This window comes from Pyxidicoccus sp. MSG2, assembly GCF_026626705.1.
Lineage (GTDB): Bacteria > Myxococcota > Myxococcia > Myxococcales > Myxococcaceae > Myxococcus.
In genome coordinates this window covers 10,384,707-10,403,686 of record NZ_JAPNKC010000001.1, presented here as the reverse complement: position 1 = coordinate 10,403,686, position 18,980 = coordinate 10,384,707, and the positions used below count along the sequence as shown (strand labels likewise).

12 protein-coding genes are annotated in these 18,980 nt (G+C 64.0%); 5 read left to right on the top strand and 7 right to left on the bottom strand.

What is annotated here, in order from left to right:
- Positions 1 to 134 precede the first annotated feature (134 nt).
- Complete coding sequence (locus OV427_RS40570; RefSeq protein WP_267861592.1) at positions 135 to 1,550, top strand: B12-binding domain-containing radical SAM protein; 1,416 nt, start codon at positions 135 to 137, stop codon at positions 1,548 to 1,550.
- A gap of 6 nt (positions 1,551 to 1,556) precedes the next feature.
- On the opposite strand, the gene OV427_RS40565 is transcribed toward OV427_RS40570, so the two are convergent.
- The 3 genes from OV427_RS40565 to OV427_RS40555 all read right to left on the bottom strand — a co-directional run bounded on the left by OV427_RS40565 (position 1,557) and on the right by OV427_RS40555 (position 6,864).
- Positions 1,557 to 5,810, bottom strand: coding sequence for an AAA family ATPase (locus OV427_RS40565; protein ID WP_267861591.1), 4,254 nt, complete (start codon positions 5,808 to 5,810; stop codon positions 1,557 to 1,559).
- Between the two features lie 10 nt (positions 5,811 to 5,820).
- Positions 5,821 to 6,222: a hypothetical protein gene (locus OV427_RS40560; protein ID WP_267861590.1), complete on the bottom strand. Its 402-nt coding sequence runs from the start codon at positions 6,220 to 6,222 to the stop codon at positions 5,821 to 5,823.
- 90 nt (positions 6,223 to 6,312) lie between these two features.
- Positions 6,313 to 6,864 (bottom strand): molybdenum cofactor carrier protein, encoded by a 552-nt coding sequence (locus tag OV427_RS40555; RefSeq protein ID WP_267861589.1) that lies wholly within the window; start codon positions 6,862 to 6,864, stop codon positions 6,313 to 6,315.
- Between the two features lie 254 nt (positions 6,865 to 7,118).
- Between OV427_RS40555 and OV427_RS40550 the strand changes: the two genes are divergently transcribed.
- On the top strand, positions 7,119 to 7,328 hold the full coding sequence (locus OV427_RS40550) for a hypothetical protein (RefSeq protein ID WP_267861588.1): 210 nt from the start codon (positions 7,119 to 7,121) through the stop codon (positions 7,326 to 7,328).
- Positions 7,329 to 7,528: 200 nt separating this feature from the next.
- Positions 7,529 to 8,500: a sigma 54-interacting transcriptional regulator gene (locus tag OV427_RS40545; protein WP_267861587.1), complete on the top strand. Its 972-nt coding sequence runs from the start codon at positions 7,529 to 7,531 to the stop codon at positions 8,498 to 8,500.
- A 299-nt stretch (positions 8,501 to 8,799) separates the two neighbouring features.
- Here OV427_RS40545 and OV427_RS40540 read toward each other — a convergent pair whose 3' ends face one another.
- The 4 genes from OV427_RS40540 to OV427_RS40525 are packed head-to-tail and all read right to left on the bottom strand — an operon-like array spanning position 8,800 to position 16,385.
- The gene (locus OV427_RS40540; RefSeq protein ID WP_267861586.1) at positions 8,800 to 10,950 is read right to left on the bottom strand and encodes an AIPR family protein; all 2,151 of its coding nucleotides are present in this window, start codon (positions 10,948 to 10,950) and stop codon (positions 8,800 to 8,802) included.
- 3 nt (positions 10,951 to 10,953) lie between these two features.
- Complete coding sequence (locus OV427_RS40535; protein ID WP_267861585.1) at positions 10,954 to 11,958, bottom strand: PD-(D/E)XK motif protein; 1,005 nt, start codon at positions 11,956 to 11,958, stop codon at positions 10,954 to 10,956.
- Complete coding sequence (locus tag OV427_RS40530; RefSeq protein ID WP_267861584.1) at positions 11,955 to 14,813, bottom strand: Z1 domain-containing protein; 2,859 nt, start codon at positions 14,811 to 14,813, stop codon at positions 11,955 to 11,957. The genes OV427_RS40535 and OV427_RS40530 overlap by 4 nt, the downstream gene beginning before the upstream one ends.
- Before the next feature lie 39 nt (positions 14,814 to 14,852).
- Positions 14,853 to 16,385: an ATP-binding protein gene (locus OV427_RS40525; protein ID WP_267861583.1), complete on the bottom strand. Its 1,533-nt coding sequence runs from the start codon at positions 16,383 to 16,385 to the stop codon at positions 14,853 to 14,855.
- Between the two features lie 420 nt (positions 16,386 to 16,805).
- Here OV427_RS40525 and OV427_RS40520 point away from each other — a divergent pair, with 420 nt between their 5' ends.
- Both OV427_RS40520 and OV427_RS40515 read left to right on the top strand, forming a co-directional pair.
- Positions 16,806 to 17,354, top strand: coding sequence for a very short patch repair endonuclease (locus OV427_RS40520; RefSeq protein WP_267861582.1), 549 nt, complete (start codon positions 16,806 to 16,808; stop codon positions 17,352 to 17,354).
- Positions 17,351 to 18,943: a DNA cytosine methyltransferase gene (locus OV427_RS40515; RefSeq protein WP_267861581.1), complete on the top strand. Its 1,593-nt coding sequence runs from the start codon at positions 17,351 to 17,353 to the stop codon at positions 18,941 to 18,943. The genes OV427_RS40520 and OV427_RS40515 overlap by 4 nt, the downstream gene beginning before the upstream one ends.
- Positions 18,944 to 18,980: the final 37 nt, after the last annotated feature.

Sequence of the window (18,980 nt, the reverse complement as noted above, 5' to 3'; positions counted from 1 at the left end):
GCTGTCATTTTGCCAAGTCGCTGCGTGCGGGTGATTCTGTCCGTCACGGTCAGGCCGGAGGGGGCACCGTACCGTGTCGTGCGCTCCTCGTCCGCGCCGCCGCAGCGCCGTCTCTTCCCGGAGCCACGACCCGCATGCGCATCGCCGTCATCGCCACGTACACCCACCCTACCCGGCTGCGCATCAAGGAACCCTCCATCATGCAGTCCTCGGTGCCGGAGCTCATCGCCGGCCTGTGCCCCGCGCACGCGGAGGTGGAGATCTTCAACGAGAAGGAGACGGACATCCCGATGGACCGCCACTGGGACCTCGTCTTCTTCTCGTACCTGCACTCGTATTACGAGCACACCAAGGTGCTCTCCACCCTGTTCCGCCAGCGGGGAATGAAGACCGTCGCGGGCGGCCGGCACGCCAGCTATTTCCCCGACGACGCGAAGGCCCACTTCGACGCCGTCATCACCGGCGAGCCCGAGGCCAACGTCCCCGCACTCATCGAGGACTTCGAGAAGGGCCAGCTCCAGCCGCTCTACAACCGCCCCTCGCTCGGCCCCACCGCCATCCAGCCCTACCGCTACGAGCTCATCGACTTCACCCACAACAAGCTGCGCCTGCCCGGCATCGAGGCGTCGCGCGGCTGCCCCTTCACCTGCAACTTCTGCGTCCTCACCGGCAACGAGCGCTACCGCTACCGCCCCGTCGCCCACGTCATCGACGAAATCCAGACGCGCATGCGGTGGAACCCCAACTACCTGGGGCTCATGGATGATGCGTTCGTCTTCCTCGACAACAACCTGGGCGGCTCACCCAAGTACCTGCGCGAGCTGTGCGAGGCGCTCATCCCCCTGAAGAAGACCTGGGGCTGCGCCCTCACCTTCAACGTGCTCAAGGACGAGGCGCTGGTGAAGCTGATGGCGAAGGCCGGGTGCCGCTACGTGTACACCGGTCTGGAGTCGCTCAACCCCGACTCCATCAAGGCCATGAACAAGGGCCAGAACAAGCTGAGCGAGGTGGACGCCGTCATCCGCCGCGTGTTCTCCGCCGGCATCCTCCTGTCCTTCGGGCTCATCGTCGGCTCGGACGGGGACACCAACGAGTACCTGGAGAAGCTGCCCACGTACCTGGCGGACCTGAAGTACTTCTCCGTGACGTTCCTCGGCATCGTCTGCCCATACCCGGAGACGCCGTTCTTCCGTGAGCTCCAGTCGGAAGGGAGACTGCTGCCCGGCACCGTCAGCCGCGACTACGACGGCTACACGTTGTGCCACCAGCCCAAGAATCTGCACCCGTCCGAGGTGGTGGAGCACTTCCACCGGCTGTGCATGGAATTGGGCAGCCTGCCCAACATCGCGAAGCACTACTGGTCCAAGCTCACCATGAGCGACATGCCCCGGTACAAGCAGACGATTCTCTTCTCCGGGCCGGAAATCCTCAGCATCCGCAACCCGGTGAAGAACAAGACCCGGCGCTACATCGCCGGGCAGGATGCGCTGGAGGCGTGGGACGTGGGGCAGATGCAGACGCTCGGCCTGCAGCCGCAGCGGCTGACCTGACGCCTCCTACGACGCCATCGCCGGCGCGGCGACGGTGGCGTCCGCTTCCAGCCGGTCCACGCGCCGCAGTTCCGCCTTCGCGTCGATGGTGGTGAACACCTCCCGAGCGCGGGAGAGCAGCTCCCCGCGCCGGTGCGGCAGCGCCGCCGCCGCGTCCAGGTACGCCACGCCCGTCTCCCAGCGGTTGGGCGTGGCTTCCAGCACCTTCAGCGCGCGGTCGAACAGCGGCTCCGCCGCCTTCCCGCCGCGCTTCAGCGCCTTCGCCCGCGCCGTCACCCGCATCGCCGGGCCCCGCAGGTACGGATAGAGCTTCCCCAGCGCCCGCGCCTTGAAGGCACAGCGGCGCACAATGGCCCAGAGCTGCGCCTTCGGCACCGAGACAGCGCCCTGCTCCAGCGCGAAGAGCGCCCCCTCCGCCGCGTCCACCAGGCCAATCTGGAGGAAGGGCACCAGCACGTGGTAGCGCCAGAGCGCCTCGTCCGCGCGCACCGCCATCAGCGCCGCCTCCTCCACCTGCTGCTCACGCACCGCCACATTCACCAGGTGGTTCAGGCTCGCGCACTGGTTGGCCAAATCTTGCACCTCGATGCTGATGCGCAGCCCCTCCTCCAGCTCCGCGCACAGCTCCCCCACGTCCCCGTCCCCTCGCAGGTAGCGGCACATGGGCACCCACGCGTGCGCCCAGCCCTGGTGCATCAGCGCGTTCAGCTCCACGCCCACCCGCCCCATCTCCCGGTAGGTGCGCTCCGCGCTGTCGAAGCGCGCGGAGAGGAACTGGCTCGTCGCCAGCATCATCAGCCCCGTCTGCACCTCCCACATGTCACCGACCTGCCGCAGCAGCGCCACCGCCTCCTCGCCGTACTGCGTGGCCCGCACCTGCTCGTTGGTGAAGATGTTCAGCGTCGCCAGCCGGCTCAGGGCAATGCCCTCCGCCACCGAGTCCCGCGAGCGCCTCGCGTGCTCCAGCGCCCGGTGGCACCACGTCCCGGAGCGCTTGAGAAGCCCCGAGCCGAACAGCAGCGAGCCGTAGTAGCTGCTCGCCAGGCTCAGCCCGTATTCGCTGCGCGAGCGCTCGGCCATCGTCGCGGCCACCATCGTCGCCCACGTCAGCTTCCCGATGTCCGCGAAGTAGTAGATCTTGATGAGCGAGATGAGCGTCGACAGCTGCTTCAGGTACAGCGGCAGCCGGGAGCCCAGGGGCCGCACCAGCCAGGGGAAGACGCCGTAGAGCAGGTGCAGTCCCAGCGCGAGCACCGTGCGCACTCCGAGCGCCACCAGGTTGCGCGGCATGGTGCGGCCCATCAGCACCAGCGCCGTCTCCAGCTCCTGGATGGCCCGCTTCGACTCGCCCTTCTCCTGGTGCGCCCGCCCCAGGCCCAGGTGGATTTCCGCCCGGCGCGACTCCTGCTCCTCGTCCGCCAGGCACTGCTCGAACATGTGGATGGCGCCCGCGTAGTTGCCCGCCTGCAGGAGCGTCTCCGCCAGCTCCTGCATCACCGTGCGCGTCTTGAGGAGGACTTCGTCCGGGTCCAGCGCCTGCGTGCCGCCCAGAATCTCCATCGCGCGGTTGTAGTGGTGGATGGCGTCGTCGTTGGCGTACTGCTCGCGCGCGCTGCGCGCCGCCATCAGCGTGTACTCCAGCCCCTTCAGCTCGTCGTTCCCGGCGAGCGCGTGGTAGGCCAGGATGCCCGCGGACTTCACGGGGTTGTCCCCCGCGCGCGTCTCGATGAAGCGCGCCATCCTCCGGTGCAGATCTTCGCGCGCGGACACCAGCAGCGTGTTGTACGCCACGTCGCGGATGACGATGTGCTTGAAGATGCAGGTGAAGGGCTCCTCCACCTCCAGCAGGATGAGCCCCAGCTTCGTCAGCGTGTCGATGGCCTCGCGGATGCGCCGCCTCGGCACCGAGCCCGGCGCCAGCTCCGCCACTGCCTCCAGCGTGAAGATGCGCCCCACCACCGAGGCCACCTTCACCACCAGCTTCTCCGTCTCGCTCAACAGGTCGATGCGCGCCAGCACCACGTCCTGGATGCTGTCCGGCAGCTCCAGCGCCTGGAGGCTCCGCTTGCGCTCCATCCGCTCCGCGCCCTGCGACACCGGCCCCAGGTAGCCGCCTTCCACCAGTCCCTGGACGATGGACTCGGTGAAGAACGGGTTGCCCTGCACCTTCGCCAGCAGCATGTCCTCCAGCGCCGTGTCCGGCGGCTCCATGCGCAGGTGCAGCCGCAACAGCGCCCGCGTGTCCTCGTCGTCCAGATTGGCCAGGTCCAGCCGGTACAGCCCGGGCAGCCCCTTGAGGTTCTTCAGCTGCTCGCCCGGCCGCATCGTCACCAGCAGCGTCACGCGCAGCGAGGCCACCCGCGCCGCCACGTATTCGATGAGGTCGACGGAGATGTTGTCCGCCCAGTGCAGGTCCTCGAAGAACAGCAGCACCGGCGTCTGCCGCGCCTGCTTCTCCAGCAGCTGGAGGATGATTTGAAAGAGCTTCTGGTTCTTGCGCCGCGCGTCCAGCTCGCGCGTGACGGGCTCCTCCTCCATCGGGATGCCGAGGATGGCCGCGAGCACCGGTATCCACTCCGGGCCCGTGTCCTCCAGTCCCTCGAAGCCCAGGCGCAGCTGTCCCAGCTGCGTGTCCAAATCATCCCCGTCGTGCAGCCCGAAGACCTGGACCAGCACCTCCTTCCACGGGAAGAAGGGGGTGAACATCTCGTACGAGTAGCAGATGCCGTAGAGGCTCCGCGCGCCGCGCTCCTCCGCCTCCTCCACCACCTTCGCGCCCAGCCGCGACTTGCCGATGCCCGCCTCGCCGGACACCACGCAGACGCGGCCGGTGCCCTCGATGGACTCGCCCACCGCCGTGCGCAGCGCGTCCAGCTCGCTGTGCCGGCCGACGATGTCGCCCTTGCCCTTGATGAACAGGCTGCGACGCACTTCGGCCTGCAGCCGGTACACCGGGACTTCGCGCGCCACGCCCTTGAGCTTCGCGTTCTCCACGAACTCGGTGGCGAAGCCGTTCTGCTGGAGCTTGCGCTCCGTGTTCGCGTCGACGTGGATGCCCGTGCCCCGCCCGTGCGTCATCAGCCGGGCGGCCATGTTCACCACCTCGCCCAGCGCCGAGTAGCCCTTGCGCCACGGCGAGCCCATGTCGCCGAAGTACGCGTGCCCCGTGGCGACGCCAATCTGCAGCTCCTGCACGAAGGGGAAGTTGTCCCGCTCGCGGAGGATCTTGCAGGCCAGCCGGCTGGCCAGCACCTCCTTGCTCTGCAGCGCGGTGGGCGCGCCGAAGATGACGTAGAGGACGTTGCCCTTGTCCGTGAAGTCCGTCATCAGCAGCACGCCGCCGTGGTGCGCGCTCTCCCGCTGGACGTACTCGTAGAAGGCGTTCAGCTCGCGGGTGAAGTCCTCCGCCTGCCCGGGCTTGCTGGTGTTGGTGAAGCGCAGGAAGAAGCAGGTGACGTCGCGGAAGTCGCCGCTGAACTCCTGGTGCGCCGTGGTGATTTTCGTGAACAGCACCGGGTGCAGCAGCAGCGCGCACCGCCCCACCAGGTCGTCGCCACGCCCCAGCGTGAAGGACGGCGGCGGCTGGGACTGCAAAGGCGCGGAAGGCTCCAGGCGCCAGGCCCCATCGCGTGGGTCGCCCTTGCGCGCGGACTCCGGCAGGAGCGCCCACGCCTCGGGGCTGAGCAGCACCTCGCCCACCGTGGCGCGCTTCTCCGCCTTCACCGCCTGCTCCAGCGGCTGGCCGATGAGCGCCGGGTGCATCCACATGCCCGTGGCGCCCAGCACGATGCGGTGCGACTCGCCGAAGCCGATGCCGATGCGCGAGGACACGGAGAAGCGCTGGCCCAGCAGCTCCAGCTGCGCGAAGCGCATCAGCCGCCGCTGCACGCCCAGCGCGCACCGGGCCGCGCGCTGCACCACGCCCGCGTCGCCCTCGCCCGGCGCGGGCTCGAAGCAGGCGAGGATGGAGTCTCCGGCGAACTGGTAGATGTCTCCGCCGTGGTCCTTCACGACGTCGATCATCTCCGTGTAGTAGCTCGTCAGCAGGCGCTGGAGCGCGTCGATGCCGCGCGGCCCCGCGCCGCTCAGGCTGACGACGATGGGCGTGAAGCCGGCGATGTCCAGCAGGAGGATGGCGCCGCGCACCGACTCCACCGGCGGCAGCGCGTGCGCCTCCGTGTGCTCGAGCTTGCGGAGCACGGCGCCGGGGATGTACGGCGCCAGCGAGGTGAGGATGGGGTCGGTGTCCACCGGCAGCATGGGCGCTCCCTCAGGCCAGCATCCCGAAGCGGATATACACCGCCACCACGCCCACCACCGCGTAGAAGAAGATCTCCACCGTCTCCGACAACGGCTGGGCCTTCCTCAGGAAGCCCCAGACGTGCACCACCACCATGCCCACGCACACCAGGCCGATGAGTTCGAACAGCGCCGGCTGGCTCCCCGGGTCCGGGATGTAGCGCACCACCGTGCCGATGATGGCCAGCGCCACCGCGCCCAGGCAGCGCCCGAAGTACACCGTGAGGTCGGTATTGCCCTCCTGCGCCTTCCACCCGAACCAGCGCGCCCACGTCAGCGGCATCAGCAGCAGCGGCAGCGCGTAGACCAGCAGGAAGAAGGTCACCGAGACCACGAGGAACCAGCTGGCGAGCGGATGTTGGGCACTGATCATGTGGGCGCACGAGAAACGGTGTGACCGCCCGTTTCTTCGGCGGTTCTACCCGTCTCCCCCCTGTGTACCATTCTAGACGGTTTGTAACCGCTAGTGGGCAGACAGGCGAACTGGCTCCCGGACGGCGTCCCGGATGAACTCGGCTACCCGCTCCAGGGAGTCCGTGCGCTCCAGCTCCGAGTGGAAGCGGCGGAAGGCCTCCGGGGGGCCGTAGAGGATGACGGGCTTGCCATAGCGCAGGGCCAGGGCGGCCTCGGCGGCGGTGCCCGCCCCGCCCGGCAGCGCCACCAGGGCGTGGGGGGTGAGGACGTTGATGTGGTTGCGGCTCAGCGGATCCGTGCCCTGCTCGCCGCTGAGCGGCAGGTGGGTGTAGATGGCCAGCTCCACGCCGGGGTTGGGGTAGCCGGAGCGGGGCCGGTACTCCCCCCCGTCCACCGTGCCCGGGACGATGCCGATGGAGATGCCCCGCCGGCCCTCCACCTGGACGAAGGCATCCGCCGCCACGCGCATGACGCCGCTCCCTGCTCCGGTGAGCAGGTCGAACCCCGCCTCGGCGATCCACCGGACGAGCGGGACGACCCGTTCCTCGTGGTCCTCCTTGCCTGATCCGAAGACGCCGATGATCCGCCGTTCCCTGCGCATGGCCGCCACACCTCCGCCTCTTTGACCGGCCTGGACCCCAGCTTCTTCCATGCCGCCCACTTGCACCCGCCGCAACGGGTTCACTTCCCCACAGTCCGCCCGGCAGGCGTTCACCCATGGAAGGATCCACCCCCGGACAGAGGCCACTTTGATGCTTGCAGGACGGCAGGCCGGACGGCCCCGCCCGCCGCCGCCGCGGCCCCACCTGTCAGACCCCCTCTCTACCTTGACGCTCGTGAGCCTGGAGGTCGGCCATGTTCGACGAGTTTGGGGGCTGTGAGCGCATCGAGGACTTCGTGGAGCCGCTGCTGCTGCCCGAGCCTCCTCCGGACGATGACGCCATTGCGCTGCCGGAGCACTTTGGCGGCCGCTGCTGTACGCGCGCCCGCGCCGTGGCGTGCTCCTGCGCCTTCCACTGGGTCTGTGACGCCCACGGCGACCAGCACATCGGCACCCACGACTGAGGCCCGCGGGCCTGTCGTGAGGGAAGAAAATCCGCGAAGCCCGTTCAATCCGTGTGTGCTCGATCGGGTTGTCAGGCGGGTCCCCATCCCACGGATAGGATGATGAACGTCGCGACTTTCTCCGACATTTCGAGACATGTTGTTTTCTTGAAGGAGTCTGGAAGGTCGCTAGCGTTCGGGTGTCGCGGGGGGGCTCGCACATGATCACCATCCTTGGACTCAGTCCGGTCCATGAGCGTCTGCTGGCGCTGGTCGCCGCGGCGGCGCTGAATGACGCGGAAGTCCTCATCCAGGGGCCGAGCGGCGTCGGCAAGGAGTTGTACGCGCGGCGCATCCACGAGCAGAGCCAGCGCGCGCCCCACCCCTTCATCCCCGTCAACTGCGGCGCGCTGCCCGCGGACCTCTTCGAGAACGAGCTGTTCGGACACGTGGGTGGAGCCTTCACCGGGGCGCGCTCCCGCAACCGGGGGCTGGTGGCGGAGGCGGAGGGCGGGACACTGTTCCTGGACGAGGTGGACGCGCTGCCGCTGGCGAACCAGGTGAAGCTCTTGCGGCTCATCCAGCAGAAGGAGTACCGACCGCTGGGGGACTCGAAGCTGCACCGCTCGAACGTGCGCATCGTCGCCGCCACCAACGCGGACCTGCTCACGGAGACGCAGGCGGGGAACTTCCGGTTCGACTTGTTCTTCCGGCTGCGGGTGCTGCCCATCGAGGTGCCGCCGCTGCGGGAGCGGCCGGAGGACATCCCTCCCCTGCTGGAGCACTTCCTGGAGCACTACGCGGCGGAGTATGGCCAGGCGCCGGTGTCCTTCACGGCGGAGGCACTGGAGCGGCTGCTCGCGTATTCGTGGCCGGGCAACGTGCGCGAGGTGGAGAACTGCGCGCGCTTCCTGCTGTGCACCCGGCCGGGGAGGCGGGTGGAGGTGGAGCACCTGCCACTGCTCTCGGAGGTGATGCCGTCGGCCGCGCGACTGGAGGCGCAGCGCCAGTCGCGCGAGTCGTTCCAGTCGGCGAAGCGGCGGGTGGTGGAGGCCTTCGAGAAGGCGTGGGTGGAGGAGTCCCTCACGGAGCACGAGGGCAACATCGCCGCGGCGGCGCGGGCCAGCGGCAAGCACCGGCGCGCGTTCTTCGAGCTGATGCGGCGGCATGGGCTGAAGGCGCGCTCGCGCTGAGGCTTCGCGCACCGCGCCGCTCCGATTTCCACTTGGAGTCCGGTCTGTGGCGGCGCGACGGCTCACGCGACGGGGGTCTGCGGGAACCCAGCGCTTCAGCGGAGTTGCCTTCAGTATCGGACGCGCGCCCAGACGGTTGCGTGCGAGGCGCGCAATCATCCGCCTGTGGTCCGGTGCAAGCCCGCCGGCTGATTCCTCATAACCTCTGTGAGAGTCATCCGGTCAGCTCGGCGGCAGCGATCAACCCAGGAAGCGTCCGTCCCTCAGCGCCGCCCATTCGCCTGCACCATCAACGCCCTTCAGCCGTCAATATACCACGCAGGGCGGTGCTCGGTTGCGCGCCCTCCGCCTTCGCGAAACACGGCGCGGAGACCGTGTTCGCGTACTTCTCTCATCACCGGAGCGAGCTCTGCCCCACCAACTACCCAGAGAGTCCCCCCGGACGATACGTTGTTGATAACCTCAAGCCCTGCCGGCGTCAGGGCCTTTGCAAGCGCGACCGCAATCAAAGATGTATCGCGCCCCTGCCCTGTTTGGACAAGGCCGCTCAAGACGGTATTCACGGCTTGCGCAAGCTTGGGTACCGGCAACCTACGGAGGTTCTCCTGGGCTTCTTTCACCCCACCCTTCTTGCTCGCGCGCGCAACATTCGCCAGCCCCAACAAGCTTGAAGGAAGTGGCAGGTCCATGGCCTTGATGGCCTTCCAGCACTCCTCCTTCTTGCACCACTCCGTGACGTTTCTCTCACCTGCCGTGCGCTTGATGGCGCCTTCAACAGGGGTGAGGAGCCCACGAAGGGCCTCTTGCAACTGAGGAGTTAGACTCTGGGCTCGCCAGAGCTCATCGAGGTCCAGTCGTGCGCCCAGCCGCGCACCGAGATACGCAACAGCATAGGTGACGACGTTCGCTTTATACGCGGCAATACGAGCTTCGCGTGCAAGCGCCTGTGCCTCGCGGAAGATGATGGCCTTGGCCACAAGCTGGGTGAAGTAATGTTCGTCCGGGACAAAGTCGGGGTGTTGCTCCTTGAGAAGCAACATGAACTCCACGAAGTTCTTCTGCGCCCCCCTGCTGACGAGGTGGGGACATTGACCCCAGCTGTGCTCGAAAGCAGCGAGATCTGTCTTCGTGAACATTTGCGACGTAGGGTGGATGCTGTCGAATTGTCGTTGTTGAGCAGGTGTCGCCGCTTTTCCTCGAGCGACCTGGTACTGGCCACGGGCTCGTTCATAAAACCAACGGCTCTGCTCACCCGGCGCCCAGATCGTGCGCGAGAGACTCTCCAACTTCTGATGAAACAGGTCGTTTGCCGAGAAGTCGGCATCATTCACCTTGTTCTGGCTGTTTGCGTACAGGGAAATGCGCGGAACAAGCGTGTCCAGGAGCTCTTCACGTACCTGGGAGAGCTTCATCTGCACGAATACTCCCGAGAGTTCCGCCTGGTCTTTCTTGCCAGCCCGGTGGATGGAGGCCGTCGTCTGGCCGCCGTTGACGATTTGCAGCCCCCGCACCCATGCAAGGGCTGTAGAGCCATCGGGCTGCAGTGTCGTCTTCACGTCCTCCGCGACCGCAGTGATGCCATTGTTGTAGGCAAAAAAGAGTTGGGGTTCCTTCAGCAAGGTGTCACGAATCCCGCGATTGATCTTGCCACGAGCCTGGAGGAAGGAGCGCACGTTGAGTTCTAGGAGTCGTTCCCCATACTCGTCGTACAACTTGTAGAGAACTTCGCCCGGCACCACTGCCAGATAGGCTCCGTACTCTCCATCGGAGATTGGAACCGGCAGGCAGGGAATGGCGTGCCCGAATTCCTCTACGAAATCGATTTCGATGGTCTCTCGGACACGCCCCGAGCTCATGCTTCGACACAGACGCTCGATGTCCCATATGTCCGCACGTACTTCGATCCGGTCATGCTTGCTGATCTTCAGCGCCTTTTGCGGCTGGTGCTCGCGCACGACGCAATCAGTAAGCACGATGACGTTGACACGCCGCACACTGCCCGTCGAGAACAGAGCATTGACCCGATCAGCCATGTCATGCGCGGGATGAGCCTGCTCCATCTTGCTCGAAAGCCCACCCGCCGCCGCGTTGACGAAGTGCAAAGCGCGCTGGATGGTCTGGTACACCTCCGTCATTCGGAGTACCGCAGGCGCAGGGGAATCCTTGTAGATGCTGGTGATGACGTCGAGTTGCTCTTCGTCGTCACTCACGTTGTAGCCATTCACCTTCAGTTGGCGGTTCCCGAGTTCCTTTCGGAAGTAGCAGGCATGGCCGCCACTGACGGCGCCGGCTTCCGCGATGATTTCCATCACTCGCTCAGTGAAGGCGTTTTCCTTGAACTCGACCTCTTGAGATGCACTGCTCTGGCTTGCCATTTCTCCTCTAGCGGCGGAGACAACTTCAGCGTGGAACTCGCGGGCAAAGCCAAGAATCTCTGGACTCAAGGACATTTGTCACTTCCCAGCCAGGAGTGCAGCGGCTTCTTCCGAAGCCAGTTGGTAGTGGGCGCAAGCCGCTAGCACGACGGAGTAACGGACGTCTCCGACCCCATCGGGGATGTCCGATTCGATGAGCCGGGGGAAGCTGCCCGTCACGTGATAAAAGCAATGCCCGCGCACGACGTAAGCAGCATCTGCGTAGTGAACCGCGTGGACATCGAGGTACCCCCAACTCCGGAGTTTCTCCTCGAACAGCGACAGGGGTTGGGAGTGTGGCCGCAGCAAGGCTCGTATCGACTCAACGATGCCCACGAGCGTCTCTCCTGCATCGTGACGTACTTCAAGTGCCACATGCAGCAGCAGTAGGGCTGGAACATGCGTCTCATCCAATTGTCGGATGTTGGAGATCACCACTTGGTGGTGCGGATTACTTGCAGTTGTCTTGACCTCCACGGCGCATCCGGCGAACTGGAAATCCTGATTGCTACGCTCAGGCCCCGTCCATGCAGAGATGGCAATGTCGGCCCCCTTTAGGGGAATGGCTTGCTGACGCAGGAACCAGAGTTCGCCATACAGACCGCGCTGGGCATGGGCGCCCAACCCCTCCGGACCGTGCCGCTCGAGGAACTCTTGCCACCGCCGGAGCCTTTCAACGAATGTCGCGACGGCCGCTCGCTGATCCGAGGCTTGCGCAATGCTGTCGACGACATCCTGCGCAAGAACTCCGAAGACATCACGATATAACGGAGCCGCGAGCCAGAGACTCAGCCGGACCGAGTCAGGACCGGGATGCGGATTGCTCTCCCGCTGCAGCACGAAACCCGCAGACGATGGGAATTCTCCGACCACGCGAAGCGCAGCGGGCCGTACATGGATGCAGACGACCGGGACGTCTGATGGTCTGTCTAGGCCCGCATAGATTTCCAGCGAGGCCTCGGGATGAATGCGTCGCGCAACAAGCCCGACTTGGCGCTTAGGTTCATCAGCAATAAGTGCCCAAGCCGCTTCGACGGATTTCACTTCAAACTCCCATATTGCTGTTCCCAGTAAACATTATTGACTCGGTATGGCACCATCGCTGCGGTTTCGGACGAAGGGAAGCTAACTGCCCAACCGATAGGCGTCACTTTGGCTTGGAGCATATTGCTCGTATCGGCAGCTGGATCCAGTGGATAAATGATCAGGAGGCCCCGGTCCTTGCGACGCACGTTCCGAATGAAGGGGCCGCTGGGAATTTCCGGCTCCTTGACTTGCCTTGTACGGCCGGCGTCACGGTGACGGCGAAAATTCTCTTTGGTCAGCAGGAGCGCCTGCTCATAAGCAACCGCATCAATGTCGATAGCTTCATCCTTGGGGCTGACCAGGCGGCGAATTGTATACAGGCCATTCTGAGGGTCTTTACTCTTGGCCCGCCGTTGCGTCAGCTTGACCGGCAGTCCCGCAAGTGTATTTTCCGGTCCCTCGCCACCACCAAAAAGCACAACCGTCCAACGTGTCAGCTCACCTTGCTGAATTTGCTGATTAATAAACTCGGCAATCAATGCCCCTACTGCCTTGGTAGAGCTTGCCGGCACATGAAGGGTAGCCAGGAATGCAGCAACACTCACAGCCGACACATCCTGCCATACAAATGAGTTCTTCCACTCTTCGATGCCACTCGGACGTGATTGAGTCCATCCCGGGTCACGCACACCTAGCTTCTCAAGAAACCTAACAGTAGCGGCCCGATTGTACTCCAGCGCCTCAGGTCGGGGGACGAAGTTGGTTGTCTCGACAATACTCCCAGCGAACGAGATTTGAAGATCAACTCCATTTCTCATCTTGACTGGAGACGTAATTAGCAGAGTTGAGTGCGAACGAACTTTGAGTCCATAGTCAGATGGAGACCCATTGACAGCCGCCATCTGGTCGAACTCCTGCCGCAGTTCCTCGCTCGCGTTTGTTATGTGCTGGAACCACTCATCAAGTTCCTGTGTCATGTAAAGGCGACAGAGGTCCAGGTAGCCGGGCCTGTAGCCAAACCAGCGGCCCATTTGCATGAGAGTGTCGTACATCCGGGAGGCCCGCAGGAAGTAGCTCACGGTAAGCCCCTCCAACGTCAGACCTCGCGCGAGCTTGTCCCCTCCCACCGCAATGACGCTTAGGCCCGTCGCCCGGTACTCTTCGTAATCGAGTACGTCCCCTGCCGTGCCGTTGATCTGCTTGACCTTGATGCCAGCCACTGCCGCCTTGAGGTGCGGAGCGACCTGGGACCATGAGAGAACTGTTAGTGCAGGGTCGTTGATGGAGCGGGTAGTAGGAACGAAGTCCTCTTCCCAGAGGCGCCGCAACTCCGTGAGCATACCGGTGATACCAGCAGCCCCACCCAGTTCCAGATGGTCCTGCAAGGTCTTGAGCACCTGCTTGACTTGCCCGAAGACCTCCTTCTGCACATCGGTGAAGCGGGTCACATGCACGAGCATCGAATTATGCTCTTTGAGTTGCCCACGCGCTCGGCGTGCCGCACACGCGAGCACGAAGGAGTAAAGCGCCGCACGCAGGGACGGCGGCAACTCGTTCTTTTCTTTATACCGGGGTTTGTGCTCCTTCTTGTGAACGGGAGGCATCCAACCATTCCGCTCGCCAGCGGCGATCGAATCGGCATGATCGGAGATGTCTCGGATGAGTCCGAGCGGTTCCTGCTCCTCGACATTCAGCGAGGGGTCGGGGTCCAGACCGAAGACACGAACCGGACCGACATAGTCAGACGGAGCGGGCAGATTCGTAATGAAACTCCTCGGGAACAGATCCTCACCGTACTCTTCGGTCTGGCCAGCATCGTGGATGAAGATGTTGGCAAACGGAGTGGCCGTGTAGCCGACGTAAGCATTCCGCTCAAAAAGGTGGAGCAACTTTCGAATCTGCTTGTTGATGGCGGTCGGGTCGTGGTCGGGGTCGGGACGCCCCTCATCATCGAACTCCTGGGCCCGGGTATCGATTGACGCGTGGTCAGCCTCGTCGTCAATGACCAGAAGAGGCACATCCGGAACGACACGCCTTTCCACACCGCCAACCGTGAGTGTCTTCTGGGCAAATCGCTCAACCCATGAGTTCAGGTTCGCCAGCACGCGCGCGTTCTTCTTGACGACGAACAGAAGCGGAATACCTCCGGGCCCGATGTGGAAATTGCGCCGGACACTCATCTTGAAATCGCCGTCGTCAGCCCGCGTCGTGATGGTGTTCGCACGAATGCTGGGGTCGATCTGACCGACTCCGATGGGTTTGGGAGTCGAACCTTCAACTGACTCGTCTTTGCTCTCGTACCCGAGGAAGCCCTCATCCAATCGGATCTGCGTCTGACTACGCAGACTCTTGTGGATGCCTGCAAGCACGATGATGACCTTGTAGCCCGCATCCGCCGCCTTGCAGATAAGTCCTGTGTAGTTAGCAGTCTTTCCCGATTGCACATGCCCGACGACCAGCCCCCGCCGGCTCCACATGCCCTTGCGCTCCGGATTTTCAAGCCTACCGAGCGTTTCGTCGGTCAACTCACCAAGCTTGTCGATGCTTGCAGCAGCCCAGCGCTTCTGCTGGAGGAGGCGTTGGTATCTCTTCCAGAACTTCCACTCGATGCTTGTCTTGAGGCTGGTTAACCAGGCGACGTGATCCTCGTTGTTCTCCAAGGTCACCGAACTACCCATCCACACGGTGAATGAGGACTCGAGGTCAGCAACGAGGCGTTCTCGATCAACCTCGTTCTTGAGCGCTGCGTCCATCTGGAGCGCGATGTCGACCTTCGCTGCAATCATCTCGCGGGTCAGTGCCTGTCCCTGCTGCACATGCCCCTTGATCAGCACCTGTGCGATAGTCCACGCACTGTCGTAGGCGGTATTCATTGATTCAATCCCTTCAAGGGCTATTCGTGGATGACCGCATCAAGGCTTCTTCGAGCCCAGTTCGTTGATGGTCTTCGCGTACTGCTCGAACGGGCGCATGGTACGGAGTCGCTCCCGAGCGGACTCCACCGATTCCCCAACGGCGCGCAGTGACTTGAAGAGTTCCTCAATCACCTCTGCAACCTTCGCTGGCGGTTCGTCCTCAAACGCGGCCGCATGAGCCTCGGGCTTCTCGGCCGCATCCAGCCAGATGCGCTGCACTGGCACGGTTTCCTCGAGCAGGCGGAGAAGTGCTTTGAGCGGTTTCTGGTCACTCCCCTGCCGGTCGATGACGAACTTCACGAGTGGATGTTCCCTGTCAATGCGGTAGCCAAGCCTGCCGCGCCGGGTCACCGACTCCCAGGCATCATCGATTTCTTGAACCCCGGCTGTGCGTCCGCGCGCGCCCCGGTGGACGAACACCTCCCGGGCTCTCTTGCGAATCGTATCTGCCAACTCTCTCAGCCGTTCCTCCAGCTCCGCAGGGGGCTTGGCGCGCGACTTCTTGACATCGATCTCCCACTCGGCATCCGTCGAGTTGGGGATATCCACCTTCAGCCTGGCCAGCCTGTAGTGCTCCTCGTTGGCATACCCCAGACTGAGCCATCCTCCCGCCACCAGCAGGCGACGCTCCCGGTATACGTAGAATCCCTGTTGGGTGTTCCATCCTCCCGGACCCGCAGCCGCCTCATACCCGTCCTCCGTCATGCGATCCTTGTGCGGCAGGACGTAGCCCGTCACATGAACCTGCTCGCCTCGGAGTGTCAGTACCTCCTCAGGAAACTGGTATGTGGTCACATGCGAGGAGAGGAAGGGGTCCCACGGACGGATCAGGGAGCCGGTATCGTGACCGTTGAGGTAGATTCGAAGGGACGGACGTCCCTCTCCTGCTTCAAGGTACCTGTGGAAGACCATGGCGAGGTGCCTCCCCACGGTACGGGCCAGAGCCAGGAACCTGCTCTGAGCCTGAGCATCGTCCTTTCGTACCTTCCCGACGATGCGATCCATCTGCTCCCATAGGACAAGCGTTCCCTGCTGATGTCCATCCAACGCGGATAGTCGAGCCGCGGAGCCTGGAGCCTCTGTCTTGAGCAGACGCCACTCGCTGCTTTCCCTTACATAATCGAGATCCCAACGCCGTATGGCACGCCTGCCACGAGCCTTGAGCGTGGCAACCGAGAGCCGACGTGCCTGCGAGAATGAGGACGTCTTCAGGCCCAGACCGAAACGCCCGAGGTCATGCGGCTCCCGCTCATCCAGCGGGCTGCGATTGCCTGGGCGCATGGCATCCGCCAGTTCGGCCTCAGACATCCCCCGGCCGTCGTCCCTCAAGGTGATGTACGAGTCCTCGCCATTCCAATGGAAGGTGAGCCAGACATTGCGTGCGCCCGCCGTGATGCTGTTGTCGATCAGGTCCGCCAGCGCAGTCTGCACGCTGTAGCCGACCGCTCGCAGCGCCTCAAGCATGGACGATGCCCTCGGCTCGGCAATTTCGTAGTCGTCCCCCAACACGACCTGGCCAACCTTGCGCAACGCTTCCTCGCCTTCCCCGGATCACACAAAGGAGACAGCACCCACTCCCCGAGTAGGACAAGCAGCTCCCCCAACGGCGAGTCTATTCCATCTTACCTGGTTTCCCCTGTTGCCAAGAAGCCGCTCAGCGATGAGGTGGGCAGCCAATCAGGCGAGGGCTCACAAGTCCCTCTCGTGCGGCGCCAATCTGCTGAAGCCTCCAGATAGATGGGTCGAGGGCGACATGATCGATGGGTCGAGGGCGACATCCACGGGAACGAAATGCCTCGCTACCTGCGAGCCTGCAGCGCTACAGCCAACAGGCCACCTGCCCAGGCACGCGCGAAACAATCATCGGATGCCGGGACATCGATGCGCCTGGCGCTGCCCTACCCAGCAGTGTTACAAGGGTTGATGCAATCCCATGGGTAGGATTCACATATGGCCCTCTCTCGTTCCGAACAGATGTCGCGGATCCGCGGTCGTGACACCTCCCCGGAGCGGCTGCTTCGCTCAGCGCTCTGGCGCGCTGGACTGCGCTTCCGACTACATGCCCGGACTCCCCATGGAAGGCCCGATGTGGTGTTCCCCAAACTGAAGGTCGCCGTCTTCATCGATGGCTGCTTCTGGCATGGGTGCCCCGAGCACTATGTGCGCCCCCGAACGCGCGACGAGTTCTGGTCGTCCAAGTTGCAGGAGAACGTGAGGCGAGATCGCCGACAGACGCTTCTGCTCGAAGAAGAGGGCTGGCGAGTCTGCCGCTTCTGGGAACACCAAGTCTTCGAGTCCCTTCAGGTTCTCGTGGAGTATGTCCGCCATGCACTCCGGGACGAGGCTTGGTCAGCGCTCTCGTCGTGGCGGGTCGTCCAGGTCACCCCGCTGGCGGGCGAGGGGGACATGGAGGAACGCTGGATGGAAGACCTCCGAAACGCGGATGCGAAGCACTCTACGGTCGTGCGTCGAAGCACGAAGAAGTGGAAGCGCCCGTGATTTCCAGGCTGGAACAGCACGCCGGGAAACGTGACGCACGGAGGCCCTGCGGTATAAGCCCGGATGGCATGGTTCCAGGCATCGAGGCGAAACTCGCGAGGATAGGCAAGGGGGAGCCACCTCGACTGCTGGACCTGTTCTCCGGGTGTGGTGGGCTCACACTCGGCTTCGTCAGCGCGGGATGTGTCAGCGTCGGTGGGGTGGAAGTCGACGGCCATGCAGCCGAGTCGCACGCGCTGAACTTTCATTCGTCAGGTGGCGCCTCGCCGGACGCCCGGCACGCCATGGCCAAGGACATCCTGCGGCACAAGCCCAAAGAACTTCTTGAGTTCTTGCAGAAGCACTCCCCCGACAAGGGTGTCGATCTGATCGTCGGCGGTCCGCCGTGTCCGGCCTTCACGCGGGTTGGCAGGGCGAAGCTCCGCGAGGTGTTCCAACATCCCGAAGCCTTCAAGCAGGACCCCCGGGCCACGCTCTATGTGCCCTACCTCCAGTATGTCCGAGCGCTCAAGCCGCTGGCTCTCGTCATGGAGAACGTCCCCGACATCCTCAACTGGGGCGGGCACAATCTGGGGGATGAAATCTGCGAGTCGCTTGCGGCCATGGGCTACCGCTGTGCCTATACCCTCCTGAACGCCGCGAGTTACGGCGTTCCGCAAATGCGCGAAAGGTTCTTCCTCGTCGCCGTCCATAAGGAGACCGGCGGCGACCCCAGCTTCCCCGTGCCGACACGGAAGGTTGATTTCCCGCGGGGGTACTCCAGCAGCCGGATGGTGGCCCTGAAGAACGTCCTGGCAAAGACCTCGGGCAAGGGGTCCTGGTACGTGCCGCCCCCTGTGGCCGACGTCGACGCGCCCCCTGCCGTGACGGCCTACGAAGCACTGGCAGATCTGCCCGAACTGACGGATCACCTGCACAATCGGGATCGGCGCGGCGCACGTTACCTGGATGGACAAGTTCCGCATACGAAGCTCCCACACAGCGCCTACGCACGGTTCATGAGGGAATGGCCTGAATTCAAGTCCGATGGGCGCCTCAGGGATCACGTGACCCGCTGCCTGACCCAGCGGGACTATCGGCTCTTCAAGGCCATGGAGCCGGGTGAGGACTACCCGAAGGCCCATGCGCGAGCCATGGATCTGTTCCAGAAGGAGCTGGGGAAACGCCGGAGGGCTGGCACCACCCTGCTGGAGGGCGCAGCCGACTACTTGAGCCTCAAGGCTGACTACGTTCCTCCGTACGATCCGGGAAAGTTCCCCAACAAATGGCGCAAGTTGGCTGCCAATGAGCCCGCGCGAACTCTGATGGCCCATCTCGGCAAAGACACATACAGCCACATCCACTACGACTCGGCTCAGCAGCGGGTGATCTCGGTGCGGGAAGCCGCGCGCCTCCAGTCGTTCCCCGATGGATTCCGCTTCGCCGGCACGATGAATCCAGCCTTCCGCCAGATCGGAAACAGCGTGCCTCCACTCCTGGCTTGGTACATCGCTGACGAACTGCTCCGTAGCCTCGGAATAACCCCCAAGGCCCTACCGAATCTCTTCGATGCGCCCGGGAAGACGCAGGTCCGGAACAGGGTGGCGTAGGCAGAAACGCTTCGGCCGGGCAACGTGCGCGAGGTGG